The sequence below is a fragment of the Pseudomonas sp. LBUM1643 genome, from assembly GCF_059716215.1.
In genome coordinates this window covers 5091207-5117280 of the sequence record NZ_CP166813.1, presented here as the reverse complement: position 1 = coordinate 5117280, position 26074 = coordinate 5091207, and the positions used below count along the sequence as shown (strand labels likewise).

The following is a 26074-nucleotide window of genomic DNA, read 5'->3' as shown; positions in this document are numbered from 1 at the left end:
GGTTACCTCGATAGCTGATTGAGTTCTTGAGAGACCAGCGGAGTGCCCGCCAGGGGAAGGCGTAGTGTGAAACACGTGCCTTGGCCCAGGGTCGATTGCACTTCCATCTGGCCCTTGTGGTTGTTGGTGATAATGAAATAGGAAACGGACAGGCCAAGGCCGGTGCCCTGACCGATTTCCTTGGTGGTGAAAAACGGCTCGAAGGTGCGCTTGCGGACGTTCTCGCTCATACCGATACCATTGTCCTCCACCTGGATTTCCGCCCAGGGCGGGTTCAACCTGGTACGCAGGATAATTCGCCCGGGCTCACGGTCATCCTCGCGCTGGTGAATGGCCTGTGCGGCGTTCTTCAGCAGGTTGAGTAATACCTGTTCCAGTTCGTTGGCGGTGCCAGGCACCGGGCCGAGTTGCGGATCGAACTGGCGAACGATGGCCTGGCCTTTGAAATCGAAACCGATCGCCAGGTCGAAATCGTTACCCGCAATTTCCACTGCCTGATCAATCAGTGCCGGTAGATCGCAGGGGGCCATTTGGCGGGTGCTGCGACGGCTGAAACTGAGCATGTGCGTCACAATCTTCGCCGCGCGAGCGCCCGCCTGCTGGATACCGTCGAGCAGCTGTGGGACTTCGCGCGCGATCAGGTATTGGTTAACGGTCTCCAGCTCAATACCCATGAGTTCAGCCTGTTCGAGGTTTTTTGGCAGCTCCGAGGACAGGCGTCGGCGAATGTTCTGCACGTTATGCAGGATGGCACCCAGCGGGTTGTTGATCTCGTGGGCCATGCCGGCCGCCAGACCACCTACGGAAAGCATTTTTTCCGACTGCACCATCATTTCTTCGAGCGACAGGCGTTGGGTGATGTCATCGATGCGGATCACCACGCCGCGTCCGGCCCCGCCCATCAATGGATAAAACGTCAACGCGTAATGCTTGGGCTCGTCGTCCTTGAACCAGGTCACACGCTCGATCTTGGCCACTGTGTGCTGTTCGACCGTTTGCTTGAGTTGCGGCAGAAACGGCTTGAGGGGTTCGAACGCAAGGAATATCGGCTGATTCAACGCTTCATCGAGGCGCGTGCCGGACAGGGCGCTGGCTTCCTGATTCCATTGCGTCACGTAGAGCTGCTCGTCCAGTGCGATCAGCGCCGACGGCATGGAGTCGATGATGCTGTTGAGGTAGTTCTGGAAGCCCGTGAGTTTCTTTTCGATCTTGCTGCGCACCTGGACTTCGAGTTCCAGCTTGCGGTTGGTGTGACGGGTTTCTTCGGCCAGACCCTGGGCCTGGTCATAGGCTGCCTGGGAGTCGTCCCGGGCGCGCTTGAGTTGCTGCTCGCGGGCTTCGATTCGCGAGAGCATGGTATTGAACGCCTCGGCGAGGCTGCCGATTTCATCATGGTTGCCCCGGGACGCGCGCAGGGCATAGTTCTCTTCGCGGGTGACCTGTCGGGACAATTCTTCGAGTTGATGGATGGGCTGGGTAATCAGGCGTTTGATCTGTCGGGCGATCACCAGCCACAACAGCACGCTGAATATCAGAATGCCGAGACTGGCCGTCAGAGTGCCGGTGTAGAAGGCCACCGGTAATTCGCTGCTGGCAACCAGGAGCAAATGGCCGGGAGCAGTGCCGGGGCGGGGCAGGGTGATCAGTTGATTGCTGCGAAATTCAGTCGCTTGCCAGGACTCGATGTGCTGGTAGCGCTCCGGCAGCTTGAGCTTTTCGCCATGTTGAAGTTGCGCGAGTCGTTCGCCCTTGCCGTCGTACAGCGCCGCCGCGCGCAACGGTGAATAGCTGTTGAGTTCGTTGAGCAGGCGTTCGGCGCTTTCCGGCGACTGCAAGGCCTCGGACACCAGGCTCGGGTTGGACACCAGCCGCCCGATGGTCTGCAACGCCTGGGGTGCCATACTTTCCTGCGAGATGTAATACGCGGCGCTGATAAAGGTCAGGTTGGCGACCAGCAGGACAGTGGTCAATAGCACCAGCAGGGCGGCCAGCAGTTTCTGGCCGACCGGGAGGTTTTCGAGGCGCTGGCGCAATGGCATCAGGTTCGTCGCTGAAAAGGAACAAGTGGGCAGCGTAGCCGCTGCTCAGTCGCTGGGCAATCCAAGGGTGTGCAGATGGGCGATCAACCGTGACTCCAGCTGATTGAGGTGCGGCAGGTTCAATTGATGCCGGGCGGCGACTTTACAGGCGTAGCCCAGCAGGTAACTGATTTCGGTGCGCCGCCGATTGCTGACATCCTGATACATCGAAGAGTAGTTGGCTGCGGTGGCATGAATGACGCGCTCTACTTCCTGCTGCAGTTCCTCGGCAGCGGCGGGCTGGCCGCAACGTTCAAGCAGCTCGGTCAGTTCGCCACAGAGGGTAGCGACTTCGCAATGATGGTCCTGAAGGCCGCCGTTGCGGCAATCGTGCAGCACCGTCAGCGGATTGATCGCACAGTTGAGCGCCAGTTTTCGCCACAGTCGGGTCAGGATATCGGTACTCCATTCATGTGGAATGCCCGCGGCGATGACATCATCAAGCCAGAACGGCGCCACCGGATGACTCGCATCCCCCAGCCAGGTGTAACCATGGCCGGCGAACACCACGCGCCAGTCGCCATCGCGAAAGGCGCCTTCGGTGCTTGAAGCGAAGATGCAGCGCGCCTGTGGGGCCTGTGCGGCGACGGCGTCCTGGCTGCCCAGGCCATTCTGCAAAAGGATCATCTCCGCACCAGGGACCATTCGGGGTACAAGCTGGGCGACAGCGTTCTCGGCATCGTAGGCTTTGCAGGCCACCAGCAGGCGGGCAATCGGTTCGCTGTTGTCAGGTGTCTGCGCCGGTACCGGATAGCAGTGTGCTTCACCGTGTTCGACCAGTGTCAGCCCGCCGGCCGCTTCGTAAGCCTGCAAACGCACAGCGTCCCGCACAATCAACCTGACCGGTAACCCGGCACGTGCCAGGCGTGTAGCCCACAATGTGCCAAGACTTCCGGCGCCCAGAACATGCCAGGTGGTGGACATCAGCTTTTTGCTCGGATTGAGGCGTGCATCGGCGGCTCGCAGTGAATGATGGGAAAGACCCGTTATAATCAGCGCGGATTTTAACCGCAAGCCAGGCGTACTCCATCGGTACGCCTTTTATTGGAGAGATTACATGCCGTCGTTCGACGTGGTATCCGAACTGGACAAACACGAAGTCACCAACGCGGTCGAAAACGCCGTCAAGGAACTCGATCGCCGTTATGACCTTAAAGGCAAAGGCACCTTCGAGTTCAAGGAAAAGGACCTGACTGTCAACCTGACTGCCGAGGCCGATTTCCAGCTCGAAGCTATGATTGAGATCCTCAAGCTGGCGCTGGTCAAGCGCAAGATCGATGTGCAGTGCCTTGAGGTCAAGGACGCTTACGCATCGGGCAAGCTGATGAAGCAGGAAGCTGTGCTCAAGGAAGGCATCGACAAAGAGCTGGCGAAGAAAATCGTTGCTCACGTCAAGGACGCCAAGCTCAAGGTCCAGGCCGCCATTCAAGGCGAGCAAGTGCGTATCACTGGCAAGAAACGTGACGACCTGCAGGAAGCCATTGCGGCCCTGCGCGCCAAAACCTTCGACATGCCGCTGCAGTTCAACAACTTCCGCGACTGACGGGGGCGGGAACCTCTCGGCGTTTTCGGCGTCCGAGGCCCAAGCAACGGCAGAAACGATTGAGCCCCATGGGTTCGGTCTTTCTGCCGCTCATTTTTCGTGTGCCGGGTAGCCGGAAATCAGGAGTGTAACGATGGATTTGAATGCTGAAGTGGACAACCTGGTCAAGGCGTCCCAGGCCTGGATTCCGATGATGATGGAATACGGTAGCCGTGTGCTGCTGGCGATCATTACCCTGGCCATCGGTTGGTGGCTGATCAATAAGGTCACGCAAAAGCTCGGTGCCCTGCTGGCGCTGCGTAATGCCGACCTGGCCCTTCAAGGCTTTATCAGCAGCCTGGCGAACATCATTCTCAAGGTATTGCTGATCGTCAGCGTGGCGTCGATGATCGGTGTCGAAACCACATCATTCGTTGCGGCCATCGGTGCCGCGGGTCTGGCCATCGGTCTGGCGTTGCAGGGCAGTCTTGCAAACTTCGCTGGCGGCGTGCTGATTCTGTTGTTCCGCCCGTTCCGTATTGGTGACTGGATCGAAGCTCAGGGTGTTGCAGGTACAGTTGATAGCATCCAGATCTTCCACACCGTGTTGCGTACCGGCGACAACAAAACCATCATTGTCCCGAACGGAAATCTGTCTAACGGCATTATCACCAACACTAACCGTCAACCGACTCGCAAAGTCGTCTTTGATGTGGGCGTGGATTATGAGGCGGATTTGCAGAAAGCCCGGGAGGTATTGCTGGATCTGGCCAAGGACGAACGTATTTTGGCAGAGCCGGCTCCGCAAGCCGTCATTTCTACACTGGGCGATAGTTCGATTACTGTTTCCCTGCGTGTTTGGGTTAAAACAGCAGATTACTGGGACGTGATGTTCATGTTCAACGAACAGTCCCGTGATCGTTTGAAAACCGCGGGTATCGATATTCCGTTTCCACAGCGGGTCATTCGCGTGGTCCAGGAATCTGCGGTGCAATAACTTTAAAGCCGTAAACAATAAAAAAGGCCCATCCGAAGATGGGCCTTTTTTTGGTTACCGCGAACTAACAGCTTTCGATTACAAGATCGACAGCGGGTAGTCGACGATCAGACGGAACTCATCGATGCTGCCTTCACCTTGGTCAGCGTTGGCGCGGTGCCATGCTTGACGGATACGGAACGACAGATCTTTCGCTGGGCCATTCTGTACTACGTACTTGGCTTCAACGTTGGTTTCGTGGTGCTTGCCATCTTCACCGTACAGGCCAGCGTAAGCGCCATTAGTTGGAGCGTTCGAACCATCGATGTCCCAACCTTTAACGTAACGAGTCATGAAGCTCAGACCAGGAACGCCATATTCGGCCATTTTCAGATCGTAACGTACTTGTGCGGATTTCTCGCCAGGACCGTTGAAGTCAGAGTACTGGATGGAGTTGGCGAGGAAGATCGAGTCGCCACCACGGTTGTTTTTACCCACGCCGACGTAGTCGAACGGAGTATCGCCGTTGATTTTCTGGAAGCCAACGGTGAGGGTGTGTGCTTTCAGGAACGAGAAAGCAGCTGCCAGCGAGAACGCGGTGTTGCTGATGGCGCCTGCTTCAGCGCTACCGGAATCGTCCGTGCGGTAGATGTTACCGTCCAAATTCACCGACTGATCGCCACCCATAGGGATGGTGTAGTTGGCGTTGGCGTAGTACTGGTTCCAGATATCTTCGAGCTGGGCACCATACAGCGACACGCTCAAGTTTTCGTTGATGCCGTATTTCGCACCACCGTAGTTGATGGTGTCGGCTTCAACACCAGCGTAGTTGGCCCACAGACCGCCGTCACGGCCGTTTTTGTCCTGGCTGGTCGCCGAGTAGAAGTGACCGGCTTCGAGGTCAAGATCTTTGATCTCGCTGCTCTGCAGTTGGAAACCGCTGGCAGTTTGCGGAAGGATACGGGAGCCACCAACAGCAAACACTGGTGCAGTGCTTGGTTGCATGTCGCCGGCTTTCAACTCGGTCTTGGAGATGCGAACTTTCAGAGCAGCGCCGGCTTTGCCTTGGCTGTCATTGTTTTCGCCAGCAGCGTTAGTGCTCAGGTTGCCCGAACCCGAGTACTTGTCGGAGCCGTCCAGTTTGATAGCGAGGTAACCGAAAGCATCAACACCAACACCGACAGTACCTTGGGTGTAACCAGAGCTGAATACGCCGTGGAAACCTTGGGTCCAGTCTTTGTCATCGACTGCGCCGTCTTTCTTGTTACGGTTGAAGTAGTAGTTGCGGAGCAGCACGTTGAAAGTGCTGTCTTCAACAAAACCTTTGGCTTCGGCCTGGTCGCCTACGAAAGGTGCGGCCGTAGCCATTTGAGTGCTGGCTGCTGCTGCAACTGCCAGTGCGATCATGCTCCACTTCATCACGCGCATCGTGATTTGCTCCTTTGGTTTTATAAGAGTACTGCCGTCCCACCTGTTTTATTATCTGGGCGGCTCTTTCTTTTTGTGTCGGCGCAAACTTATATCACGCCGACCATGTTGGCGATACTTGCCCATCTAACCTTTCAGCATCTTTACGAGCATGTCGCAAATAGCGAGGTCGATGTCGCAAATTTACAGCCCCGACGCAAGCGGACTGACAACTTCTTCGTTGTTTTCCAGGGCCTGAGCATCGTTAAAAAGAGTCCCTGGTAAAACGTGTGAATCTCCATTGGGCAACCCTGCCACTGTTTTTATTTGCCTTCAGGCTGCCACATCCGGTGGAGGCGCCAAAAGCTATGTGGGTGTGAATGCAACAAGCGTGCACAAATCAGGGTTACGCCGCTGTTTTTTTCAGAAACACCTTCTTCAGCTGTAAAAACCTCATAAAGCCGGGGGGTTCAGCGCCTTTTTTCAGGGCTTGACGCCATCATTGGCATCGTGTTCTAGCCTGATGGTCGGCGGCGTGACAACCCAAAACGTTACCGGTTCACCCCGTCAGTGAGTAAACGGCGGATGCCCGACGCATCAGCGTAGACGCACTGTGCGATTTTGGTGCAATAAATTTCAATCGCTGTGCTGAATTCATACAGCAAGCCCGTCAAGCTGTCGCGAACACATCGTTGTATTTCAGTCATTTCCGAGGTTTTTTTAAAGTCGTTGGTTCTGTAGTGGTGCGCTCTGGGCAAAAATGTTCTATGTCGGAGCATGCGTCCGGCGAATTGTCGATCATCGTGAAGCGGGCGGCGTTCGCGGGTATGCTGCCGTCCTGTCGCTTGGCGCGTCGTCTCTGGAGGCGGACGCTAAGCTGAAAACTGATGACCAGCCGGGAGTGCGCGCAGTGTTCGCTTTAGATCCACGACTTCAACAAGACACGTTACCGATCGGGGATTTCCCGCTTTGCCGGCTGCTGCTGTCCAACGATTCCAACTACCCATGGTTCATTCTGGTGCCGCGCCGCAACGATATCAGCGAGATATTTCAATTGGATGTCGCCGATCAACAGCAGCTTTGGCAGGAAACGACAGCGCTTTCGGAGGTGCTCAAGGATTCGTTCGACGCCGATAAGTTGAATGTCGCGGCGTTGGGTAACGTGGTCAGTCAGTTGCACATGCATGTCATCGTGCGCAAGCGCGAAGATGCTGCATGGCCGGCGCCGGTGTGGGGCAAGCACCCTGCCATTCCTTATAGTGAGGAGCAGGTTGCGACCATTCGCGAGCGACTGCAGCTGGTGTTGGCTGATGACTTCACGTTTCTGGAGGGTTGAATCATGAGCCTGGAAGAACGCGTCAACGATCTCGAAAGCCGACTGGCGTTTCAGGATGACACCATTCAGGCGTTGAATGATGTGCTGGTAGCACAACAGCGCGTGGTTGAGCGCTTGCAGTTGCAGATGGCCGCCTTGCTCAGGCGCCAGGAGGAAATGGCGGGTCACTTCGATTCGTCCGAAGAAGAGGCGCCACCTCCGCACTATTGATAAACCGCAGGCAATAAAAAACCGCGATCAGCCTGGCTGCTCGCGGTTTTTTTTAGCCTTGGATCAGCGTCGCGGCAGAGCAGCGATCACGTCTTCGGCTTGCAGGCCCTTGTCACGATTCATGACGGAGAACTCCACGCGCTGGCCTTCAACCAGTACGCGGTGACCTTCGCCACGAATAGCCCGGAAATGCACAAAGATGTCATCGCCGGAATCACGGGAAATAAAGCCGAAGCCTTTGGACGTGTTGAACCACTTGACGGTGCCGGTATCGCGGTTGGTCATGTCATAGCTTGGCGAGGCGGCAGCCGGTGAAGATTTGTAGAAGCTGATCGCCAGGTGCAGCAGAACGGCGATGACGGCAGCGATCAGGCTGAACAGAACGGCAGGCTGGCCGGCAATGACAGGCATTGGCGCGAACAACGTCAGGGTTTGCAAGACGACAGCCAGAACCAGCAAGGCGCTGACGAGGTTTTGCAATTGATGACGCGTGCCTTTGTTCCAGTAAGGAATGACAGGAGCGAGGGTCAGATTAAGCAGGCCGAAAAAGGCCAGGTACAGCGCATCTTGGTGTTGCAGGTAAGGAACAGCTTCGGCTTGCAGGCTAGGGATGAAGGACAGCAGCAAGGCTGCTGCGCCCATTAGCAGGTGGACGATTTTCAACATTTTGATTAACTCACGTTAAGACGGATCACAAGGAAGAGCTGATGGAGCACGGTTCGCTTCAGAACAATAAGAGGCGTTGGGCACGTTCCCGATATCAGCCTATGCGCAGTGCCCGGAAAAATAGGCGCTAGCGACACACTGCCTATTTAACAGCAAAGCCCGTAGCTACTCAAATCAGGGAGTCCAGCGGCACTGGGCGGTCGATTTGTCGCACGCCCCAAGGGCATCCGTTGCTGCGGTGTGGCGACAGGCTTGCTAGAGTGGTCCTGCACCTGTTGGATGAATTTTCATCACCTTTAGGGGAAACGCATGGCAATCGATATTGGTATCAGCGAAGAAGATCGCAAGTCGATCGTCGACGGACTTTCGCGTCTGTTGTCGGACACTTATGTGCTTTATTTGAAGACCCATAACTTCCATTGGAATGTCACCGGGCCCATGTTTCGGACCCTGCACCTGATGTTCGAAGAGCAATACAATGAGTTGGCGCTGGCCGTCGATTCGATTGCCGAGCGCATTCGCGCGCTGGGATTTCCGGCGCCGGGCGCCTATTCCATTTATGCGCGTCTGTCTTCCATTAAGGAAGAAGAGGGCGTTCCCAAGGCTGAGGACATGATCCGGCAGTTGGTCGAGGGGCAGGAAGCTGTCACTCGCACGGCTCGCGGTATTTTCCCATTGCTCGACAAGGTCAGCGACGAGCCAACGGCTGATCTGTTGACCCAGCGTATGCAGGTCCACGAGAAAACCGCGTGGATGTTGCGCTCATTGCTGGATCAGTAATAAAGAAGATACGAGCGCGGATGACGTCTGGTCGATGTCGTCCGCGCGATGCCATCCTTTTCCCTTCGGGCTGAATGATCTTTTGCCCAAGTATGTAGGAAAACGTCTTCAGCAAGACCCGCTCCGAGATCGCCTGTCAGTTGCAGGCTTATCCTACGTCGACGGTCATAAAGTCATCTGGATATACCTTTGCGCCTGCGCTTTGATAAGAGCCTGCATTGCTCTTGCAAGTGGCGGGATGACAAAGGAGTGTCAACAGTATGGATAGTGTTGTCAGAGGCAAAGAGGGGAGGTTCGATCCACTCAAAGGTATCGGGATCGATCCGTTTGTCAGTGAATTCGATATGGGGCTTGCCCAGCCATTATCACGGTCTGTTCGTTTAAATGGCTTTGCGACCTGTTTGCGGCTGGAGCAGGTTTACTGGGATATTCTGGGCGAAATGGCCAGGGCCAATCGATGTTCGATCAGTGCGTTGTTGTCCCACGTGGATCGCGAAGTGCATTTGCGCCATGGAGGGGTGAAGAATTTCAGCGGGCTGGTCCGGGTTGTCTGCGTTGTACATAGCTTGAAGGAAGGGCGCGCGTGACCCTGACTGGGCAAGTGCGCTAAAAGTGGCAGAGTGTCGGTCTGTGCAGTCTTACGGCTGCACTGGCTGCATTTAATGGATATAATCCCGCACTTTTCCGCAAAACCCTGCGTATGCGGTAGCAATCTGATCGCCGAGACAACCCCATGCCGATGTACGACTATCAATGTGCTTCCTGTGGTCATCAGTTGGAAGCCATTCAAAAGATCAGCGCAGCACCGCTGATCGACTGCCCTGCCTGCCAGGCGCCAGAGCTAAAAAAGATGCTGTCCATGCCAGGCTTCCGCCTTAGCGGTACCGGCTGGTACGAAACCGATTTCAAGACCGGTTCCAAGAAGAATCTGGCTGGCGGCGACAAAGCTGACTAAGGTCTGGAACCTGAGTTGAACGACACGAGCGAGTTCTTGCATCATCGGCAGACCGATGCACACAAGGCCTCCAACCGAATTTCGAATTACGAGAAGTGAAACCACTACCATGATGCGCAGCCATTATTGCGGCCAACTGAACGAAAGCCTGGAAGGCCAGGAAATTACCCTTTGCGGATGGGTTCACCGTCGCCGTGACCACGGTGGGGTGATTTTCCTCGATATCCGTGATCGTGACGGTCTGGCCCAGGTGGTGTTCGACCCGGATCGCGCAGAAACCTTCGCCGCCGCCGATCGCGTGCGCAGCGAGTACGTGGTCAAGGTCACTGGTAAGGTGCGTCTGCGTCCGGCCGGTGCCGGCAACGCCAACATGGCTTCGGGCATGATCGAAGTGCTGGGCTACGAACTCGAAGTCCTGAACGAAGCGGAAACCCCGCCGTTCCCGCTCAACGAGTTCTCGGATGTCGGCGAAGAGACTCGTCTGCGCTATCGCTTCATCGACCTGCGTCGTCCGGAAATGCTCGAGAAGCTGCGTCTGCGTTCGCGCATGACCACCAGCATCCGTCGCTACCTCGACGAGAACGGCTTCCTCGACGTCGAAACGCCGATCCTGACCCGTGCCACACCAGAAGGCGCTCGTGACTACCTGGTGCCGAGCCGTACCCACGCGGGTTCGTTCTTCGCATTGCCGCAGTCGCCACAACTGTTCAAGCAACTGTTGATGGTGGCCGGCTTCGACCGTTACTACCAGATCGCCAAATGCTTCCGCGACGAAGACCTGCGTGCCGACCGTCAGCCTGAGTTCACTCAGATCGACATCGAAACCAGCTTCCTCGATGAAAAAGACATCATGGGCCTCACCGAAGGCATGATCCGCAACCTGTTCAAGGAAGTGCTGGATCTGGACTTCGGCGACTTCCCGCACATGACCTGGGACGAGGCCATGCGCCGTTACGGTTCCGACAAGCCAGACCTGCGTAACCCGCTGGAACTGGTTGACGTTGCCGACCAGCTTAAAGAAGTCGACTTCAAGGTCTTCAGCGGACCGGCCAACGATCCGAAAAGCCGCATCGCCGCTCTCCGCGTTCCAGGCGGTGCGAGCATGCCGCGCAGCAAGATCGACGATTACACCAAGTTCGTCGGCATCTACGGTGCCAAGGGCCTGGCGTACATCAAGGTCAACGAGCGCGCGAAGGGTGTCGAGGGTCTGCAATCGCCGATCGTCAAGAACATCCCTGAAGCCAACCTCAATGTGATCCTTGATCGCGTTGGCGCGGTAGATGGCGACATCGTGTTCTTCGGTGCCGACAAGGCCAAGATTGTCAGCGAGGCCCTGGGCGCGCTGAGGATCAAGGTCGGTAACGATCTGAACCTGCTGACCTGCGAGTGGGCGCCGATGTGGGTTGTCGACTTCCCTATGTTCGAAGAGAACGACGACGGCAGCTTCACCGCCTTGCACCACCCGTTCACCGCGCCGAAATGCACGCCGGAAGAACTGGAAGCCAACCCGGCGACCGCTCTGTCTCGTGCCTACGACATGGTATTGAACGGTACCGAGCTGGGTGGCGGTTCGATCCGTATCCACCGCAAGGAAATGCAACAGTCGGTGTTCCGTCTGCTGGGTATCAGCGAAGCGGAGCAGGAAGAGAAGTTCGGCTTCCTCCTCGATGCTTTGAAATACGGCGCGCCACCCCACGGTGGTCTGGCTTTCGGCCTGGACCGTCTGGTCATGCTGATGACCGGCGCCCAGTCGATCCGTGAAGTCATTGCCTTCCCGAAAACCCAGAGTGCGGCTTGCGTCATGACTCAGGCACCGGGTGTGGTAGATGCCAAGGCATTGCGCGAACTGCACATTCGTCTGCGCGAAACGCCTAAAGCAGAGTAACGCTGACCGTAAAGGCGCATCCTTCGGGGTGCGCCTTTTCTTTAGGTCGAGATTTTTTTTTGCTGGCCGACGATTCGCGTGGCGGGCAATGTTTCAAAGAGAATTCGGAGCGAGTTATGGCGGGTCATTCCAAGTGGGCGAACATCAAGCACCGCAAAGAACGTCAGGATGCCAAGAAGGGCAAGATTTTCACCAAGTGGATTCGTGAGCTGACCGTTGCAGCCCGTCAGGGTGGCGGCGATCCGGGTTCCAATCCGCGTCTGCGTCTGGCGCTGGACAAGGCGCTTGGTGCGAACATGAGCCGCGACATCATTGATCGTGCAGTGGCTCGCGGTGCGGGCGCTGCCGACACTGACGACATGGTCGAGTTGACCTACGAAGGTTACGGCCCTGGCGGCGTGGCGGTAATGGTCGAATGCATGACCGACAACCGTAATCGCACTGCTGCAGCCGTTCGTCATGCCTTCAGCAAGTGCGGCGGCAATCTGGGAACTGACGGTTCGGTTGCTTATCTGTTCGAACGCAAAGGACAGATCTCCTTCGCACCGGGTGTCGACGAAGACGCGCTGATCGAAGCCGCCATGGAAGCGGATGCCGATGACGTGGTCACCCACGAAGACGGTTCCATCGACGTGTTCACCTCATTCGCCGGTTTCTATTCCGTGCGTAACGCGTTGGAGGCGGCCGGTTTCAAAGGTGATGATGCGGAAATCGTCATGCTGCCGACCACCAGTGCCGAGCTGGACCTGGAGGGCGCCGAGAAGGTCCTCAAGCTGATCGACATGCTTGAAGACCTGGATGACGTGCAGAACGTCTACTCCAATGCGGATATACCGGAGTCGGTTGCCGCTCAGCTCGGATGATGCATTTATTAAAGATCGCAGCCTTCACTTGGCCCCTGTAGGAGCTGGCGAAGCCTGCGATTTTTTGATTTTGGCTTTTTATTAATAGATCGCAGCCTTCGGCAGCTCCTACACGGTTATTCTCAAGCCACCGCGATCTCTTTCTGCAGGCGTTATGACTTTAATTCTTGGTATCGACCCCGGTTCGCGCATTACCGGTTATGGCGTGGTGCGCGATACCGGGCGTGGCTGTGTGTACGTGGCGTCGGGTTGCATTCGTACCGGTTCGGGGGAATTGCATGAGCGTCTGCAAATCGTTTATCGCGGCGTTCGTGAAGTCATTCAGACCTATGGCCCTGTAACAATGGGTATCGAAAAAGTCTTTATGGCCCGCAACGCTGATTCAGCGCTGAAACTTGGCCAGGCTCGCGGCGCCGCCATTGTGGCCGGCGCTGAGGAAAGCCTGGAAATCGCCGAATACACGGCAACTCAGGTCAAGCAGGCGGTAACAGGGACAGGCTCTGCGAATAAAGAGCAGGTGCAGATGATGGTCATGCATATGCTGAAATTGACCAGCAAGCCGCAAATAGACGCCTCTGATGCCTTGGCCATTGCGATTTGTCACGCTCATACCCGGTCCAGTCTGCTGCCGCATGGCCTGGGTGCCGCACGCAGTCGTGGCGGTCGCCTGCGTCTCTGATAGCATCAGCAATCATTTTTAGGGAATGAGGGTTTTTGTGCCTGTGTTGCCGGTACGAAACCCTTGTTCTGTCAGTCGCCAGCACCGCTCTGGCAAACGCTCAAGGATCTGAAACGTGATTGGACGCTTGCGCGGCACCCTGGCTGAGAAACAGCCGCCGCACCTGATTCTGGATGTAAATGGTCTGGGGTATGAGCTGGAAGTGCCTATGACCACGCTTTACCGCTTGCCGTCGGTCGGTGAACCGCTGACCTTGCACACCCATTTGGTCGTGCGCGAAGACGCGCAGTTACTCTATGGTTTCTATGGCAAGCGTGAGCGAGACTTTTTTCGCGAGTTGATCCGTCTCAATGGTGTGGGGCCGAAACTGGCCCTGGCATTGATGTCGAGTCTGGAAGTCGATGAGCTCGTGCGTTGCGTGCAATCCCAGGACACTTCGGCCCTGACCAAGGTGCCCGGCGTCGGGAAGAAAACCGCCGAGCGTTTGCTGGTAGAGCTCAAGGACCGCTTCAAGGCATGGGAAACCGTGCCGGCGATGTTCGCACTGGTGCCCAATCAGCCGGGTGGTCCGGATGCACCGGCGCCGGTCGCGACGGCAGAAAATGATGCAGTCAGCGCGCTGATCTCCCTGGGTTACAAGCCGCAGGAAGCCAGCAAGGCGATTTCCGCGATCAAGGAGAAAGGCTTGAGCAGTGAAGACATGATTCGTCGTGCCCTGAAGGGAATGATCTAAGTGATTGAAGCTGATCGTCTGATTACCGCCGCGCCGGGCCCTCGTGATCGCGAGGAAGTCCAGGACCGGGCAATTCGTCCTGTCAGCCTGGCCGAGTACATCGGTCAACCGACGGTTCGCGAGCAAATGGAATTGTTTATCCAGGCTGCTCGTGGGCGTAACGAATCCCTGGACCACACATTGATTTTTGGTCCGCCGGGGCTGGGTAAAACAACCTTGGCCAACATCATCGCCCAGGAAATGGGGGTGTCGATCAAAAGCACCTCGGGTCCGGTGCTGGAGCGTCCGGGTGATCTGGCGGCGTTATTGACCAATCTAGAACCTCATGACGTGCTGTTTATCGACGAAATCCATCGGCTGTCGCCGATCGTCGAGGAAGTGCTGTACCCGGCCATGGAAGATTTCCAGCTGGACATCATGATCGGCGAGGGACCGGCTGCGCGATCGATCAAGCTTGATCTGCCACCCTTCACCCTGGTGGGTGCGACGACTCGCGCCGGCATGCTGACCAACCCGTTGCGGGATCGTTTCGGGATCGTGCAGCGCCTTGAGTTCTACAGCACCGCGGACCTGGCAACGATTGTCAGCCGTTCAGCGAGCATCCTTGGCTTGCCGCTTGATCCGGAGGGCGCCTTTGAAATCGCCCGTCGGGCCCGTGGTACTCCACGAATCGCCAACCGCTTGTTGCGTCGGGTGCGTGACTTCGCTGAAGTGCGTGCCAAGGGCCATATCACCAAGCCGATCGCCGACCTGGCCTTGAACCTGCTGGATGTCGACGAGCGTGGCTTTGATCATCAGGATCGACGTCTGTTGTTGACCATGATCGAGAAATTCGACGGTGGCCCGGTCGGGGTGGATAGCCTGGCAGCCGCGATCAGCGAAGAGCGCCACACCATTGAAGATGTGCTGGAGCCGTACCTGATTCAGCAAGGCTATATCATGCGGACACCCCGGGGGCGGGTGGTTACGCGGCATGCGTACCTGCATTTTGGTTTAAACATCCCGTCACGAATGGGCGAGATGCCCGTAGTAGACGAATCCCTCGATGCCGTAGACGATTAATCACCTCTGCGGGCTGATCAATTCGAGGTTTGCGCTGTCCTAGGACCGTGCTTTCGCGAGAAAGCCGCAGAACATTGAAAAACAGTTGCCTGGCCGGATTGGCAACCTGAGGAGTAAGCACTAGAGTATGCGCGCGCAAAACGGGCTTGAGCCTTTCGCACATCGTTGTCGCGTTTATTACGAGGACACCGATGCGGGAGGCATCGTGTATTACGTTAATTACCTCAAGTTTATGGAACGGGCTCGAACCGAGCGGCTCCGGGAGCTGGGCTTTGCCCAATCCCAGCTGGCAGGGGAGGACCTGTTATTCGTCGTGCATTCCAGCGAAGCGCGCTACCACGCGCCGGCGCGACTGGACGACGAGCTTCTGGTAAGTGCTGAAGTAATCGAATTGAACCGGGTCAGCCTGCGTTTCAAGCAGCAGGTCAGGCGGACAACGGATAATGCGCTGCTCTGTGAAGGGCAGTTTTTGGTGGCCTGTGTGCGCACTGACAGTTTGAAACCCCGGGCCATTCCCGAAGCTCTACGTGCGGCCTTTGCCGACGTGAGCGGCGCGGGTACACACTCAAAGCAGGAGATAAAGCGTGGAAGCTAACGTCGTCGACCATTCCTCCATGTGGAGCCTGGTCAGCAATGCCAGTATCGTGGTGCAACTGGTAATGCTGATCCTGGTAGCCGCATCGGTGACCTCATGGATCATGATCTTTCAGCGCAGCAACTTGCTGCGCGCGGGTCGACGTGCCCTGGAGAGCTTTGAAGAGCGCTTCTGGTCGGGTATCGACCTGTCCAAACTCTACCGTCAGGCCGGCAGCAATCCTGACCCGGATTCGGGTGTGGAGCAGATCTTCCGTGCCGGCTTCAAGGAGTTCTCCCGTCTGCGTCAGCAGCCAGGCGTTGATCCTGAAGCGGTCATGGAAGGCGTGGCCCGCGCCATGCGCGTTGCCATTTCCCGCGAAGAAGAAAAGCTTGAACAAAGCCTGCCTTTCCTGGCGACCGTCGGTTCCGTCAGCCCGTACATCGGTCTGTTCGGTACGGTTTGGGGCATCATGAACTCCTTCCGTGGCCTGGCCACCGCGCAGCAGGCAACCCTGGCCACTGTGGCACCGGGTATTGCCGAGGCACTGATTGCTACCGCAATCGGCCTGTTCGCCGCGATCCCTGCCGTTATCGCCTACAACCGTTTTGCTGCCCGCAGCGAAACGCTGATCAGCCGCTACTACACCTTCGCCGATGAATTCCAGGCGATCCTGCACCGCAAAGTGCACACCAGCGAAGAATAAGCAGGTAATTTCCAATGGCTTTAATCGCTCGAGCTCGCAAAAAGCGCAAGCCGGTCGCCGAGATGAACGTAGTGCCTTACATCGACGTGATGCTGGTACTGCTGGTCATCTTCATGGTGACCGCGCCGATGCTCAATCAGGGCGTGAAAGTTGATCTGCCGAAGGTTTCCAGCGAAGCCTTGCCGCAGGACAACAACACCCAGGTCCTGACCATTTCGATCAAGGCTGACAAGACCTATTACTGGAACCTTGGCAGCGAAGTCGATACCCAGAAGCAGCAGGACAAGGCCATGACCTTGCCGCAGATGACTGACGCCGTGACCAAGATCATTCGGACCGGCACTGAAGGTGGCAAGCACACCCAGGTCTTCATTCGAGGCGACAAGACCGTCGATTACGGATCGGTCATGGGCGCCATGGGCGGTCTCCAGAAAGCCGGGGTCGGGAACGTTGGCTTGATTACCGAGGCGCCCTGATGCAGCAACAGCGAGAGCCGACAGCCTCGGAAAGCTACTTCTGGCCTAGTGTCTGGGCGATTGGCTTGCACGTGCTGGTATTCGGCATGTTGTTTGTCAGTTTCGCCATGACGCCGGAGTTGCCGCCGGCCAGGCCGATCGTCCAGGCGACCTTGTACCAGCTGAAATCGAAAAGTCAGGCAACCACCCAGACCAATCAGAAGATTGCGGGTGAGGCGAAGAAATCCGCTGCGCGCCAGACCGAAGTCGAACAGATGGAACAGAAGAAGATCGAACAGGAAGCGATCAAAGCCGCGGAACAAAAGAAGGAAGATGCGGCTCAAAAAGCCGAAGAATCCAAGAAGGCCGACGAGACCAAGAAAGCGGAAGAGGCTAAAAAGGCTGATGAAGCCAAGAAAGCCGACGAAGCGAAGAAGACCGCCGAAGCCAAAAAGGCAGAAGAGAAACAATTGGCTGATATAGCCAAGAAGAAATCTGAAGAAGAAGCCAAGAAGGCTGCTGAAGAAGAGGCCAAGAAAGCGGCCGCTGAAGAAGCGAAGAAAAAGATCGTCGAAGACGCGAAGAAGAAAGCCGCGGAAGACGCCAAGAAGAAATCTGAAGCTGAAGACGCGAAGAAGAAAGTCGCCGAAGACGCGAAGAAGAAAGCTGCTGCCGATGCTGCGAAGAAAAAGTCGCAGGAAGCAGCACGTAAATCCGCCGAAGAGAAAAAGGCTCAGGCCTTGGCAGATTTGCTTTCCGACACGCCTCAGCGTCAGCAGGCCTTGGCGGATGAGCAGGGCGATGAAGTCGCCGGCAGCTTCGATGACTTGATTCGTGCTCGTGCAGCAGAAGGCTGGGCTCGTCCACCTTCAGCACGCAAGGGCATGACGGTCGTGCTTCAAATCGGCATGTTGCCGGATGGTACGGTGACTTCGGTCAGTGTCGGCAAATCCAGCGGCGATGGTCCGTTTGACGCTTCGGCAGTGGCGGCAGTGAAAAATATTGGTCGTTTGACAGAAATGCAGGGAATGAAGCCGAGCGATTTCGCTCCGTATCGTTCATTCAAGATGACATTCACACCTGAGGATCTAGCCTTGTGAGAAACCTTCTTCGAGGAATGCTTGTCGTTATCTGCTGCATGGCAGGTATGGCGGCAGCAGATGAAAAAAACATTCTGGTTACCAGCGGCAGTGACCGGGCCACCCCGATTGCAGTCGTGCCGTTTGGCAACCAGGGCGGCAGCGTGCTGCCGGACGATATGGCCGAAATCATCGGTAACGACCTGCGTAACTCGGGTTACTACTCGCCGATTCCCAAGCAGAACATGATCAGCCAGCCAAGTCAGGCCAGCGAAATCATCTACCGTGACTTCAAGGCGCTGGGTGCCCAGTACGTCATGGTCGGCAGCATTACCCCTGCGGGCGGTCGCCTGCAGGTTCAGTACGCGCTGTTCAACGTCGCCACCGAGCAGCAAGTGCTGACCGGTAGCGTGTCGGGTAGCGTTGATCAGCTGCGTGACATGTCGCACTACATCGCTGACCAGTCGTTCGAAAAACTCACCGGTATCAAAGGTGCTTTCTCGACTCGTCTGTTGTACGTGACGGCCGAGCGTTTCTCCGAGAAGAACACTCGCTACACGCTGCAACGTTCGGACTATGACGGTGCCCGCGCCGTAACTCTGCTGCAATCGCGCGAGCCAATCCTGTCGCCGCGTTTCGCACCGGATGGCAAACGCATCGCTTATGTTTCGTTCGAGCAGAAGCGCCCGCGCATCTTCATGCAGAACATCGACACCGGTCGCCGTGAGCAAATTACCAACTTCGAAGGCCTGAATGGCGCGCCAGCCTGGTCGCCGGATGGCAATCGCCTGGCGTTCGTCCTGTCGAAGGACGGTAACCCGGACATCTATGTGATGAACCTGGGTTCGCGTCAGATCACGCGTGTCACCAACGGTCCTGGCATCAACACCGAACCGTTCTGGGGTAAAGATGGTTCAACCATCTACTTCACCTCCGACCGTGGCGGCAAGCCACAGATCTACAAAACCAGCGCCGGTGGCGGTGGTGCAGAGCGTGTGACCTTCATTGGTAACTACAACGCCAACCCTAAACTGTCGGCCGACGAAAAGACCCTGGTGATGATTCACCGCCAGGAAGGCTTCACCAATTTCAAGGTGGCGGCCCAGGATTTGCAGCGAGGTAGTGTAAAGATCCTCACTGATAGCACTCTGGACGAGTCGCCTACTGTTGCGCCCAACGGCACCATGGTAATCTACGCCACCCGCCAGCAGGGCCGGGGAGTCTTGATGCTCGTGTCCATTAATGGACGCGTAAGGCTCCCGCTTCCTACCGCACAAGGCGAAGTCAGAGAACCTTCCTGGTCCCCTTACCTGAACTGACGCGGCGCTACACGTTGTACTTAACACATTGGGGTTCATTAGGAGTTTCACGATGGAAATGCTGAAGTTTGGTAAGTTTGCTGCTCTGGCTCTGGCTTTGTCCGTAGCCGTTGGTTGCTCGTCTAAAGGCGGCGACAATGCCGGTGAAGGCGCAGCTGTTGATCCAAACGCTGGTTATGGCGCAAACACTGGTGCAGTTGACGGCTCCCTGAGCGAAGAAGCTGCTCTGCGCGCTATCACCACTTTCTACTTCGAATACGACAGTTCGGACCTGAAGCCAGAAGCCATGCGCGCTCTGGACGTTCACGCCAAAGACCTGAAAGCAAACGGCGCTCGCGTTGTTCTGGAAGGCAACACCGACGAACGTGGTACTCGTGAGTACAACATGGCACTGGGCGAGCGTCGTGCGAAAGCCGTTCAGCGCTACCTGGTACTGCAAGGTGTTTCCCCAGCTCAGCTGGAACTGGTTTCCTACGGCGAAGAGCGTCCAGTTGCTACCGGCAACGACGAGCAGTCCTGGGCTCAAAACCGTCGCGTCGAACTGCGTAAGTAATTCGTCATGCGAACGTGCCGTCGTGCTGTAACTGTTTTGGCTCTCAGCCTCGCACCGCTTGCGGTGTGGGCTGCGGTTCCTGTGGTCGAGGACAACTCCGGCTATAACAATAGCGGGAGTAGTTATCCGCCTGCGGGTTACGGTACGAACGGCGCCTATGCCGGGGGAGGGGTTTCGGCCCCTGTCTCGGCACAGGGCGAGCTGTTCAACCAACTGCAATCGATGCAGGAGCAGATCTCGCGCCAACAAGGCATCATCGAAGTTCTGCAAAATGATGTAGCGCGCATGAAGCAAGAAAGCCTGGAGCGATATCAGGATCTTGATCGGCGCATAGGAACCGGCGGTGCACCAGCCGCGAGTCCTGAGAATTCTTCAAGCGGTGGCGATTTGAATGCCCCCGCAGCAGCAGGCGCAGGTGCCGGAGCGGCTGCCGCTCAAGCACCGGCGGCCGGTAGCGAGCCAGCTGATCCAGCGAAGGAAAAACTGTATTACGATGCAGCTTTCGACCTGATCAAGGCCAAGGATTTCGACAAGGCCAGTCAGGCCTTCGCCGCTTTCCTGCGCAAGTACCCGAACAGCCAATACGCGGGTAACGCTCAGTATTGGTTGGGCGAGGTAAACCTGGCAAAGGGTGACCTGCAAGGCGCGGGTCAAGCGTTTGCCAAGGTTTCGCAGCTGTATCCCAAGCATGCAAAAGTGCCTGACTCGCTGTACAAGCTCGCTGATGTAGAGCGCCGCCTGGGTCATACCGACAAGGTCAAAGGCATTCTGCAGCAGGTGGTCGCCCAGTATCCGGGGACTTCCGCCGCTCAGCTGGCACAGCGCGACTTGCAACGCATGTAAGCTTGCTGGACCCGTTTTGAAGAAACCCGCACTTGTTGCGGGTTTTTTCGTTAGAATTCACGCCCTTTTTCTGTAATACCGCTTTTTGGGATTCGCGCGATGGCGGGGTTCCTTGAAGTGCCTGACGGAGGCGGACAGCCTGTTTAGCTGTTACGCCCGTGGCGACTATGCAAGACACATTGAGAATCACCGAAGTTTTTTACTCGTTGCAGGGTGAAACGCGAACTGCCGGGCTGCCCACTGTTTTTGTGCGCCTGACCGGTTGCCCACTGCGCTGCCAATACTGCGACAGCGCCTACGCGTTCACTGGCGGCACGGTCCGCCCGCTCGATGACATCATCGAACAAGTCGCCGGCTTTCGTCCGCGCTATGTGTGTGTCACAGGCGGCGAGCCTTTGGCGCAACCCAACGCCATTCCTTTGCTCAAGCGCTTGTGTGATGCCGGTTACGAAGTGTCACTGGAAACCAGTGGTGCTCTCGACATCTCGGCAGTAGATTCGCGGGTCAGTCGAGTTGTCGATCTGAAGACACCGGGTTCGAAGGAAGCGCACCGTAATCGCTACGAGAACATCGAGCTGCTCACGCCCAATGATCAGGTGAAGTTTGTCATCTGTTCCCGTGAGGACTACGACTGGGCTGTGTCCAAACTGATCCAGTACGGTCTGGATCGACGGGCCGGCGAAGTGCTGTTCTCACCAAGTCACCATGACCTGAATGCTCGGGACCTGGCTGATTGGGTAGTGGCGGACAATCTTCCTGTACGTCTGCAACTGCAGCTGCATAAATATCTTTGGAATGACGAGCCGGGGCGCTGAAATGACTGATCACCTGAACACTGCTGAAAAACGTGCGGTTATCCTGCTGTCCGGCGGGCTGGACTCGGCGACTGTCGTGGCCATGGCTCGCGCAGAAGGTTACACCTGCTACACCATGAGCTTCGATTACGGTCAGCGTTCCCATGCAGAGTTGCACGCCGCTGCGCGCGTCTCCCGAGACCTCGGCGCGGTTGAGCATAAAGTGATTGGCATAAACCTGAACGGCATCGGCGGTTCTGCGTTGACTGACAACAGCATCGACGTGCCTGAGGTTGCCGGTGAAGGCATTCCGGTGACTTATGTCCCTGCGCGCAACACGGTGTTTCTATCCCTGGCGCTGGGCTGGGCTGAAGTACTGGAAGCGCGTGACATCTTTATCGGCGTGAACGCGGTGGATTATTCCGGATACCCGGATTGCCGTCCCGAATTCGTCGAGGCGTTCGAGCGTATGGCTAATCTGGCGACCAAGGCTGGGGTAGAGGGGAATGGTTTCCGCATCCAGGCGCCTTTGCAAAACCTGAGCAAGGCACAGATTGTCCAGGCAGGGGTGAAGCTCGGCGTGAATTACGGTCTGACCGTTTCCTGCTATCAGGCCGACGATAACGGCCGGGCATGCGGTAAGTGCGACAGCTGCCGACTGCGCGCAGAAGGCTTCGCAGCGGCCGGAATCGACGACCCAACACCTTATTTTTGATTTATTTCAAATTAGGTGTTGAATAGTCCTTAAAAATCAGTATTATACGCGCCACCACACAGCGGGTCGTTAGCTCAGTTGGTAGAGCAGTTGGCTTTTAACCAATTGGTCGTAGGTTCGAATCCCACACGACCCACCATTTTTATAGCAGTTTTAAAAGTCTGGAAGGCCCACGAAAGTGAGGATTTCCGGATTTTTTTTTGCCCGCGATTTGTGTTTGCCGCCGCGCGAGCCGTATCGCATGGCACAGGTCAGAATCATCTTTTGCATCCAATGGATATTCTGTAGCCTTGCGCCTCTTCAACGTTGTCCGTGCCTGATGATACTCACTTTCCCGGCGGTGCCCTCAAGGGGGCTGGAGCCGGGTGTATACTCGACTTTCGCGCGTAAGCGCTTGCAGGTCTTGCGAACATGACGCAGATTTCTGAACGCCTTCTGGTTCAAGCCCACCTCGACGCCAAGCAGCCCAAACCGCTGACTGCCGAGGAAGAGGCCAATTACCGCGCCGCTATCGCCGCCGAGCTCAAGGCTCAGGACGCGGTGCTGGTCGCCCACTTCTATTGTGATCCGGTTATCCAGGCGCTTGCCGAAGAGACTGGGGGCTGTGTCTCCGACTCGCTGGAGATGGCCCGCTTCGGCAATGCTCACCCGGCCAAGACTGTGGTGGTTGCCGGTGTGAAATTCATGGGGGAGACGGCGAAAATCCTAAACTCTGAAAAGCGCGTCCTGATGCCAACCCTGGAAGCGACCTGCTCGCTGGACCTGGGCTGCCCGGTGGACGAGTTTTCAGCGTTTTGCGATCAGCATCCGGAACGCACGGTGGTGGTGTATGCCAATACATCGGCCGCCGTCAAAGCCCGGGCGGACTGGGTCGTGACTTCAAGCTGTGCGCTGGAAATCGTCGAAAGCCTGATGGATAACGGCGAAACGATTATCTGGGGCCCGGACAAACATCTGGGTACCTATATCCAACGCAAGACCGGTGCGGACATGCTGCTGTGGGACGGTGCCTGCATCGTCCACGAAGAGTTCAAGTCCAAGCAGCTCGAAGACATGAAGGCGCTGTACCCGGACGCAGCAATTTTGGTGCATCCGGAGTCGCCAACGTCGGTGATCGAGCTGGCCGATGCCGTTGGCTCCACCAGCCAGCTCATCGCCGCGGCTCAGAGCCTGCCCAACAAGACGTTTATTGTCGCCACCGACCGCGGCATCTTCTACAAGATGCAGCAGCTGTGTCCGGACAAGGTGTTCATCGAAGCGCCAACAGCCGGTAACGGGGCAGCGTGCCGCAGTTGCGCACATTGCCCGTGGATGGCCATGAACACGCTTGAGCGCACGCTGAAGAGCTTGCAGGAAGGGACTAACGAGATCTTTGTTGATCCGGCGTTGATTCCCCAAGCGATCCGCCCTCTGAAGCGAATGCTGGATTTCACCCAGGCTGCGCGGATGAGGCTGGCGGGTAACGCCTAAGATCGGTATCGAAAGATCAAAAGATCGTCCGAACGCTGCCCTGGCCTTCGGACGATCTTTTTTTTGGGCCGTTATTTGGTTTTCTTCGGAATTCGAACGAGCTGGGTTCCTGAATACATGTCATGCCAGCTGCGTTTCTGTTTATCGAACAGTGACCAGACGAATCCCATGCCAACGCACAGCAGTGACGCAATCGATACAACAAAGCGCAACAGCGCCTGCCACAGGCTGATGGATGAGCCATCGGCATTTTGCACGCGGATGCACCAGACTTGCATGCCCAGTGTCTGACCAGACCAGGTCCAGAACTTGGCGAAGAAACCAAACAGCACAAACACCAACACAGTAGACAGCAATGGATCGCCATCCAGCGCGCCTGCTTCGGTCAGTGTGCGCATTCTGTCTTCACCAATGATCGCCATCTGAATCATCTTGTAGATACCGCTGGTAACAATGAGCAGGGCGGTGCACAACAGGAAGTCATAGAACATCGCTGCCAAGCGACGACCCAGGCCAGCCGCGGGAAAATCGCCCTGGGGATTCAGCAGGTGTTTCGACATGGCAGGCTCTCGGCGGAAAAAGAAGCCATTTTACGGATTTACGCGCACAAAAAAGCCCCTGATGTCAGCATCAGGGGCTTTTTCGTAACAGAAGATTAGGCTTCTGCTTGTACTTCGTCAGCCTGCATGCCTTTCTGGCCCTGCACAGCAACGAAAGTCACTTTCTGGCCTTCTTTCAGGCTTTTGAAGCCGTTGCCCTGAATAGCGCGGAAATGCACGAACAGATCCGGACCGCTTTCTGGAGTGATAAAACCAAAACCTTTCTCGTCGTTAAACCACTTGACGGTACCGCTCTGACGTTGGGACATTTCTTATTTCCTATCACGCAAAAATTAATGACAGCCTCCTTCTAATGAAAGAGTACTGGGGCTGGTTGCAGGAGAGTAAGAAGACGTCGAACGGGATGTAGCTAACTTGTAGGCTACTGCCCAGGTCACGATTCCAAGCGACCCATGCAAACACAGTGAACAAACTCTACGCCAACTAAGGGAGAAAAAACAAGCCCCCGCGAGGGCCCGGTTTTGCTCAGGTTGACGGCAATAGTCAGCGCACTAGTGCGCGCTTATTCGTTAGCGTTGTTCAATTGTTTTCGATCGTTATAAGCAAAGTTCATAATCGAAGCCTGAGGCTTAACCATGCACTCTTTTATGGCGATTGCGTTACACATTAGTGCACTGTTAACGCAACCGCGTTACTTATAGGAACAGTCAATCAACCGCGATAGTAGCGTTGTGGAACAAATGGCATTTTGCTTACAAGCAAAGGCACCTTTTTCCCACGAACGATTGCCCAGACCGGGGTATCGATGGCGACGTATGCACTGTCCAGGTAACCCATTGCCAGTGGCGCCCCCAACGTCGGTCCGAAACCGCCGCTGCAGACAGTGCCGATGATATCGCCTGCTTCGTTGACGATTTCCGCGCCCTCACGCACCGGAGTGCGTTCCTGGGGCAATAGTCCAACGCGTTTGCGGCTGACACCGGATTGCTGTTGGGCAAATATCGGTTCAGCGCCAGGGAAGCCGCCAGCACGTGCACCATCGGCACGGCGAGGCTTGGAGATGGCCCACAGCAGGCTCGCTTCAATGGGGGTGGTCTCGGTGTTCATGTCATGGCCATAAAGGCACAGGCCGGCTTCCAGGCGCAGCGAATCGCGAGCGCCCAGGCCAATGGCGGCGACTTCCGGTTCGGCCAACAGTGCGCGAGCCAGGGCTTCGGCACTGGCCGTCGGTACGGAAATTTCGAAACCGTCTTCACCGGTGTAACCGGAGCGGCTGACGAAGCAATCAACACCCAGCAGTTTTACCCGAGTGAACTGCATGAACGTCATGTTCGCTACTTCGGGTGCCAGTCGCGCGAGTACGGTCACCGCTGCCGGGCCTTGCAGCGCCAGCAGGGCGCGTTCTTCGAACAGCGGCTCGATGGTGCACTGGTCGCCGATGTGCTTGCGCAGGTGCGCCAGGTCCTGATCCTTGCAGGCCGCGTTGACCACCAGGAACAGTTCATCGGCACCCAGATTGGCAACCATCAGGTCGTCCAGAATGCCGCCGGTGTCGTTGGTGAACATTGCGTAGCGCTGCATGCCCACCGGCAAGTCAATGATGTCGACCGGAACCAGTGTTTCCAGTGCCTTGGCAGCATTGGCGCCGGTCAGACGGATCTGGCCCATGTGCGACACATCGAACAACCCGGCCTGATCACGGGTGTGCTGGTGTTCTTTCATCACGCCAAGCGGGTATTGCACCGGCATGTCATAGCCGGCGAACGGCACCATGCGGGCGCCGAGTTCGATGTGCAAGGCATGCAGTGGGGTTTTCAACAGGTGTTCGGTGGACATATTCAGCTCCTGAAAAAG

General features: G+C 56.6%; 29 protein-coding genes and 1 tRNA gene. 23 read left to right on the top strand and 7 right to left on the bottom strand.

The window, feature by feature from the left end; translation table 11 throughout:
- Positions 1–2: 2 nt before the first annotated feature.
- Complete coding sequence (locus tag ACA063_RS23070) at positions 3–2039, bottom strand: sensor histidine kinase (protein ID WP_497663497.1); 2037 nt, start codon at positions 2037–2039, stop codon at positions 3–5.
- A 45-nt stretch (positions 2040–2084) separates the two neighbouring features.
- Positions 2085–3002 carry a putative 2-dehydropantoate 2-reductase gene (locus tag ACA063_RS23065; RefSeq protein ID WP_497663496.1) on the bottom strand — a complete coding sequence of 306 codons (918 nt, stop codon included), beginning with the start codon at positions 3000–3002 and terminating at the stop codon, positions 2085–2087.
- Between the two features lie 133 nt (positions 3003–3135).
- On the opposite strand from ACA063_RS23065, the gene ACA063_RS23060 reads away from it, so the two are divergent.
- On the top strand, positions 3136–3621 hold the full coding sequence (locus ACA063_RS23060; protein WP_007906601.1) for a YajQ family cyclic di-GMP-binding protein: 486 nt from the start codon (positions 3136–3138) through the stop codon (positions 3619–3621).
- 133 nt (positions 3622–3754) lie between these two features.
- Complete coding sequence (locus ACA063_RS23055; RefSeq protein ID WP_497663495.1) at positions 3755–4597, top strand: mechanosensitive ion channel family protein; 843 nt, start codon at positions 3755–3757, stop codon at positions 4595–4597.
- Between the two features lie 78 nt (positions 4598–4675).
- On the opposite strand, the gene ACA063_RS23050 is transcribed toward ACA063_RS23055, so the two are convergent.
- The gene (locus ACA063_RS23050) at positions 4676–6004 is read right to left on the bottom strand and encodes an OprD family porin (protein WP_497663494.1); all 1329 of its coding nucleotides are present in this window, start codon (positions 6002–6004) and stop codon (positions 4676–4678) included.
- 889 nt (positions 6005–6893) lie between these two features.
- On the opposite strand from ACA063_RS23050, the gene ACA063_RS23045 reads away from it, so the two are divergent.
- Positions 6894–7319, top strand: coding sequence for an HIT domain-containing protein (locus ACA063_RS23045; protein WP_497666573.1), 426 nt, complete (start codon positions 6894–6896; stop codon positions 7317–7319).
- Between the two features lie 3 nt (positions 7320–7322).
- The gene (locus ACA063_RS23040) at positions 7323–7529 is read left to right on the top strand and encodes a SlyX family protein (RefSeq protein ID WP_194692570.1); all 207 of its coding nucleotides are present in this window, start codon (positions 7323–7325) and stop codon (positions 7527–7529) included.
- Positions 7530–7592: 63 nt separating this feature from the next.
- On the opposite strand, the gene ACA063_RS23035 is transcribed toward ACA063_RS23040, so the two are convergent.
- Complete coding sequence (locus ACA063_RS23035) at positions 7593–8195, bottom strand: cold-shock protein (RefSeq protein WP_162439864.1); 603 nt, start codon at positions 8193–8195, stop codon at positions 7593–7595.
- A 309-nt stretch (positions 8196–8504) separates the two neighbouring features.
- Between ACA063_RS23035 and ACA063_RS23030 the strand changes: the two genes are divergently transcribed.
- The 19 genes from ACA063_RS23030 to nadA all read left to right on the top strand — a co-directional run bounded on the left by ACA063_RS23030 (position 8505) and on the right by nadA (position 23660).
- Complete coding sequence (locus ACA063_RS23030; protein ID WP_162439865.1) at positions 8505–8975, top strand: Dps family protein; 471 nt, start codon at positions 8505–8507, stop codon at positions 8973–8975.
- Positions 8976–9235: 260 nt separating this feature from the next.
- The gene (locus ACA063_RS23025) at positions 9236–9562 is read left to right on the top strand and encodes a ribbon-helix-helix domain-containing protein (RefSeq protein WP_497663493.1); all 327 of its coding nucleotides are present in this window, start codon (positions 9236–9238) and stop codon (positions 9560–9562) included.
- Positions 9563–9708: 146 nt separating this feature from the next.
- The gene (locus tag ACA063_RS23020; RefSeq protein ID WP_346624671.1) at positions 9709–9930 is read left to right on the top strand and encodes an FmdB family zinc ribbon protein; all 222 of its coding nucleotides are present in this window, start codon (positions 9709–9711) and stop codon (positions 9928–9930) included.
- A 109-nt stretch (positions 9931–10039) separates the two neighbouring features.
- Positions 10040–11815, top strand: a complete 1776-nt coding sequence (gene aspS / locus ACA063_RS23015) for an aspartate--tRNA ligase (protein WP_162439867.1) — start codon at positions 10040–10042, stop codon at positions 11813–11815.
- A 116-nt stretch (positions 11816–11931) separates the two neighbouring features.
- Complete coding sequence (locus ACA063_RS23010) at positions 11932–12678, top strand: YebC/PmpR family DNA-binding transcriptional regulator (RefSeq protein WP_194692569.1); 747 nt, start codon at positions 11932–11934, stop codon at positions 12676–12678.
- 154 nt (positions 12679–12832) lie between these two features.
- Complete coding sequence (gene ruvC / locus ACA063_RS23005) at positions 12833–13357, top strand: crossover junction endodeoxyribonuclease RuvC (protein WP_162439869.1); 525 nt, start codon at positions 12833–12835, stop codon at positions 13355–13357.
- 115 nt (positions 13358–13472) lie between these two features.
- On the top strand, positions 13473–14090 hold the full coding sequence (ruvA, locus tag ACA063_RS23000; protein WP_090187430.1) for a Holliday junction branch migration protein RuvA: 618 nt from the start codon (positions 13473–13475) through the stop codon (positions 14088–14090).
- Complete coding sequence (gene ruvB, locus ACA063_RS22995; protein WP_497663492.1) at positions 14091–15152, top strand: Holliday junction branch migration DNA helicase RuvB; 1062 nt, start codon at positions 14091–14093, stop codon at positions 15150–15152.
- A gap of 127 nt (positions 15153–15279) precedes the next feature.
- Complete coding sequence (ybgC, locus tag ACA063_RS22990; RefSeq protein ID WP_162439872.1) at positions 15280–15747, top strand: tol-pal system-associated acyl-CoA thioesterase; 468 nt, start codon at positions 15280–15282, stop codon at positions 15745–15747.
- A complete protein-coding gene (gene tolQ, locus ACA063_RS22985; protein WP_017340467.1) occupies positions 15737–16432 on the top strand; it encodes a protein TolQ in 696 nt (231 codons plus the stop codon). The genes ybgC and tolQ overlap by 11 nt, the downstream gene beginning before the upstream one ends.
- 23 nt (positions 16433–16455) lie before the next feature.
- Positions 16456–16908 carry a protein TolR gene (gene tolR / locus ACA063_RS22980; protein WP_162439884.1) on the top strand — a complete coding sequence of 151 codons (453 nt, stop codon included), beginning with the start codon at positions 16456–16458 and terminating at the stop codon, positions 16906–16908.
- Complete coding sequence (gene tolA / locus ACA063_RS22975; RefSeq protein ID WP_497663491.1) at positions 16908–17987, top strand: cell envelope integrity protein TolA; 1080 nt, start codon at positions 16908–16910, stop codon at positions 17985–17987. The genes tolR and tolA overlap by 1 nt, the downstream gene beginning before the upstream one ends.
- A gap of 17 nt (positions 17988–18004) precedes the next feature.
- The gene (gene tolB, locus ACA063_RS22970; RefSeq protein WP_497666572.1) at positions 18005–19285 is read left to right on the top strand and encodes a Tol-Pal system beta propeller repeat protein TolB; all 1281 of its coding nucleotides are present in this window, start codon (positions 18005–18007) and stop codon (positions 19283–19285) included.
- 52 nt (positions 19286–19337) lie between these two features.
- On the top strand, positions 19338–19838 hold the full coding sequence (gene pal, locus ACA063_RS22965; protein WP_028621922.1) for a peptidoglycan-associated lipoprotein Pal: 501 nt from the start codon (positions 19338–19340) through the stop codon (positions 19836–19838).
- A gap of 6 nt (positions 19839–19844) precedes the next feature.
- Positions 19845–20681, top strand: coding sequence for a tol-pal system protein YbgF (ybgF, locus tag ACA063_RS22960; RefSeq protein WP_497663490.1), 837 nt, complete (start codon positions 19845–19847; stop codon positions 20679–20681).
- Between the two features lie 167 nt (positions 20682–20848).
- Positions 20849–21496, top strand: a complete 648-nt coding sequence (gene queE / locus ACA063_RS22955) for a 7-carboxy-7-deazaguanine synthase QueE (protein WP_045058222.1) — start codon at positions 20849–20851, stop codon at positions 21494–21496.
- 1 nt (position 21497) lies between these two features.
- The gene (gene queC, locus ACA063_RS22950) at positions 21498–22190 is read left to right on the top strand and encodes a 7-cyano-7-deazaguanine synthase QueC (RefSeq protein WP_497663489.1); all 693 of its coding nucleotides are present in this window, start codon (positions 21498–21500) and stop codon (positions 22188–22190) included.
- A 63-nt stretch (positions 22191–22253) separates the two neighbouring features.
- Positions 22254–22329: transfer RNA gene (locus tag ACA063_RS22945), tRNA-Lys, on the top strand.
- Between the two features lie 272 nt (positions 22330–22601).
- Entirely contained in the window at positions 22602–23660 is a 1059-nt protein-coding gene (gene nadA, locus ACA063_RS22940; RefSeq protein WP_497663488.1) for a quinolinate synthase NadA, read from the top strand.
- Between the two features lie 71 nt (positions 23661–23731).
- Here the strand turns inward: nadA and ACA063_RS22935 are convergent, their stop codons facing one another.
- The 3 genes from ACA063_RS22935 to gcvT all read right to left on the bottom strand — a co-directional run bounded on the left by ACA063_RS22935 (position 23732) and on the right by gcvT (position 26056).
- On the bottom strand, positions 23732–24220 hold the full coding sequence (locus tag ACA063_RS22935) for an RDD family protein (RefSeq protein WP_162439878.1): 489 nt from the start codon (positions 24218–24220) through the stop codon (positions 23732–23734).
- Between the two features lie 95 nt (positions 24221–24315).
- Positions 24316–24528, bottom strand: coding sequence for a cold-shock protein (locus ACA063_RS22930; RefSeq protein WP_003175786.1), 213 nt, complete (start codon positions 24526–24528; stop codon positions 24316–24318).
- Between the two features lie 403 nt (positions 24529–24931).
- Positions 24932–26056, bottom strand: coding sequence for a glycine cleavage system aminomethyltransferase GcvT (gene gcvT, locus ACA063_RS22925; protein ID WP_497663487.1), 1125 nt, complete (start codon positions 26054–26056; stop codon positions 24932–24934).
- Between the last annotated feature and the right edge of the window lie 18 nt (positions 26057–26074).

What these genes read in the sequence shown, in the direction of transcription:
- tolB (WP_497666572.1), top strand. Translation starts at nt 18,005, where the DNA reads ATGCTTGTCGTTATCTGCTGCATGGCAGGTATGGCGGCAGCAGATGAA.
- ACA063_RS23035 (WP_162439864.1), bottom strand. Translation starts at nt 8,195, where the DNA reads ATGTTGAAAATCGTCCACCTGCTAATGGGCGCAGCAGCCTTGCTGCTG.
- ruvC (WP_162439869.1), top strand. Translation starts at nt 12,833, where the DNA reads ATGACTTTAATTCTTGGTATCGACCCCGGTTCGCGCATTACCGGTTAT.
- queC (WP_497663489.1), top strand. Translation starts at nt 21,498, where the DNA reads ATGACTGATCACCTGAACACTGCTGAAAAACGTGCGGTTATCCTGCTG.
- ybgF (WP_497663490.1), top strand. Translation starts at nt 19,845, where the DNA reads ATGCGAACGTGCCGTCGTGCTGTAACTGTTTTGGCTCTCAGCCTCGCA.
- ACA063_RS23070 (WP_497663497.1), bottom strand. Translation starts at nt 2,039, where the DNA reads ATGCCATTGCGCCAGCGCCTCGAAAACCTCCCGGTCGGCCAGAAACTG.
- queE (WP_045058222.1), top strand. Translation starts at nt 20,849, where the DNA reads ATGCAAGACACATTGAGAATCACCGAAGTTTTTTACTCGTTGCAGGGT.
- ACA063_RS23065 (WP_497663496.1), bottom strand. Translation starts at nt 3,002, where the DNA reads ATGTCCACCACCTGGCATGTTCTGGGCGCCGGAAGTCTTGGCACATTG.
- ACA063_RS23030 (WP_162439865.1), top strand. Translation starts at nt 8,505, where the DNA reads ATGGCAATCGATATTGGTATCAGCGAAGAAGATCGCAAGTCGATCGTC.
- gcvT (WP_497663487.1), bottom strand. Translation starts at nt 26,056, where the DNA reads ATGTCCACCGAACACCTGTTGAAAACCCCACTGCATGCCTTGCACATC.
- ACA063_RS22935 (WP_162439878.1), bottom strand. Translation starts at nt 24,220, where the DNA reads ATGTCGAAACACCTGCTGAATCCCCAGGGCGATTTTCCCGCGGCTGGC.
- ACA063_RS23025 (WP_497663493.1), top strand. Translation starts at nt 9,236, where the DNA reads ATGGATAGTGTTGTCAGAGGCAAAGAGGGGAGGTTCGATCCACTCAAA.
- ACA063_RS22930 (WP_003175786.1), bottom strand. Translation starts at nt 24,528, where the DNA reads ATGTCCCAACGTCAGAGCGGTACCGTCAAGTGGTTTAACGACGAGAAA.
- ACA063_RS23020 (WP_346624671.1), top strand. Translation starts at nt 9,709, where the DNA reads ATGCCGATGTACGACTATCAATGTGCTTCCTGTGGTCATCAGTTGGAA.
- nadA (WP_497663488.1), top strand. Translation starts at nt 22,602, where the DNA reads ATGACGCAGATTTCTGAACGCCTTCTGGTTCAAGCCCACCTCGACGCC.
- tolA (WP_497663491.1), top strand. Translation starts at nt 16,908, where the DNA reads ATGCAGCAACAGCGAGAGCCGACAGCCTCGGAAAGCTACTTCTGGCCT.
- ACA063_RS23010 (WP_194692569.1), top strand. Translation starts at nt 11,932, where the DNA reads ATGGCGGGTCATTCCAAGTGGGCGAACATCAAGCACCGCAAAGAACGT.
- ACA063_RS23055 (WP_497663495.1), top strand. Translation starts at nt 3,755, where the DNA reads ATGGATTTGAATGCTGAAGTGGACAACCTGGTCAAGGCGTCCCAGGCC.
- ACA063_RS23050 (WP_497663494.1), bottom strand. Translation starts at nt 6,004, where the DNA reads ATGCGCGTGATGAAGTGGAGCATGATCGCACTGGCAGTTGCAGCAGCA.
- ybgC (WP_162439872.1), top strand. Translation starts at nt 15,280, where the DNA reads ATGCGCGCGCAAAACGGGCTTGAGCCTTTCGCACATCGTTGTCGCGTT.
- ACA063_RS23060 (WP_007906601.1), top strand. Translation starts at nt 3,136, where the DNA reads ATGCCGTCGTTCGACGTGGTATCCGAACTGGACAAACACGAAGTCACC.
- aspS (WP_162439867.1), top strand. Translation starts at nt 10,040, where the DNA reads ATGATGCGCAGCCATTATTGCGGCCAACTGAACGAAAGCCTGGAAGGC.
- pal (WP_028621922.1), top strand. Translation starts at nt 19,338, where the DNA reads ATGGAAATGCTGAAGTTTGGTAAGTTTGCTGCTCTGGCTCTGGCTTTG.
- ACA063_RS23040 (WP_194692570.1), top strand. Translation starts at nt 7,323, where the DNA reads ATGAGCCTGGAAGAACGCGTCAACGATCTCGAAAGCCGACTGGCGTTT.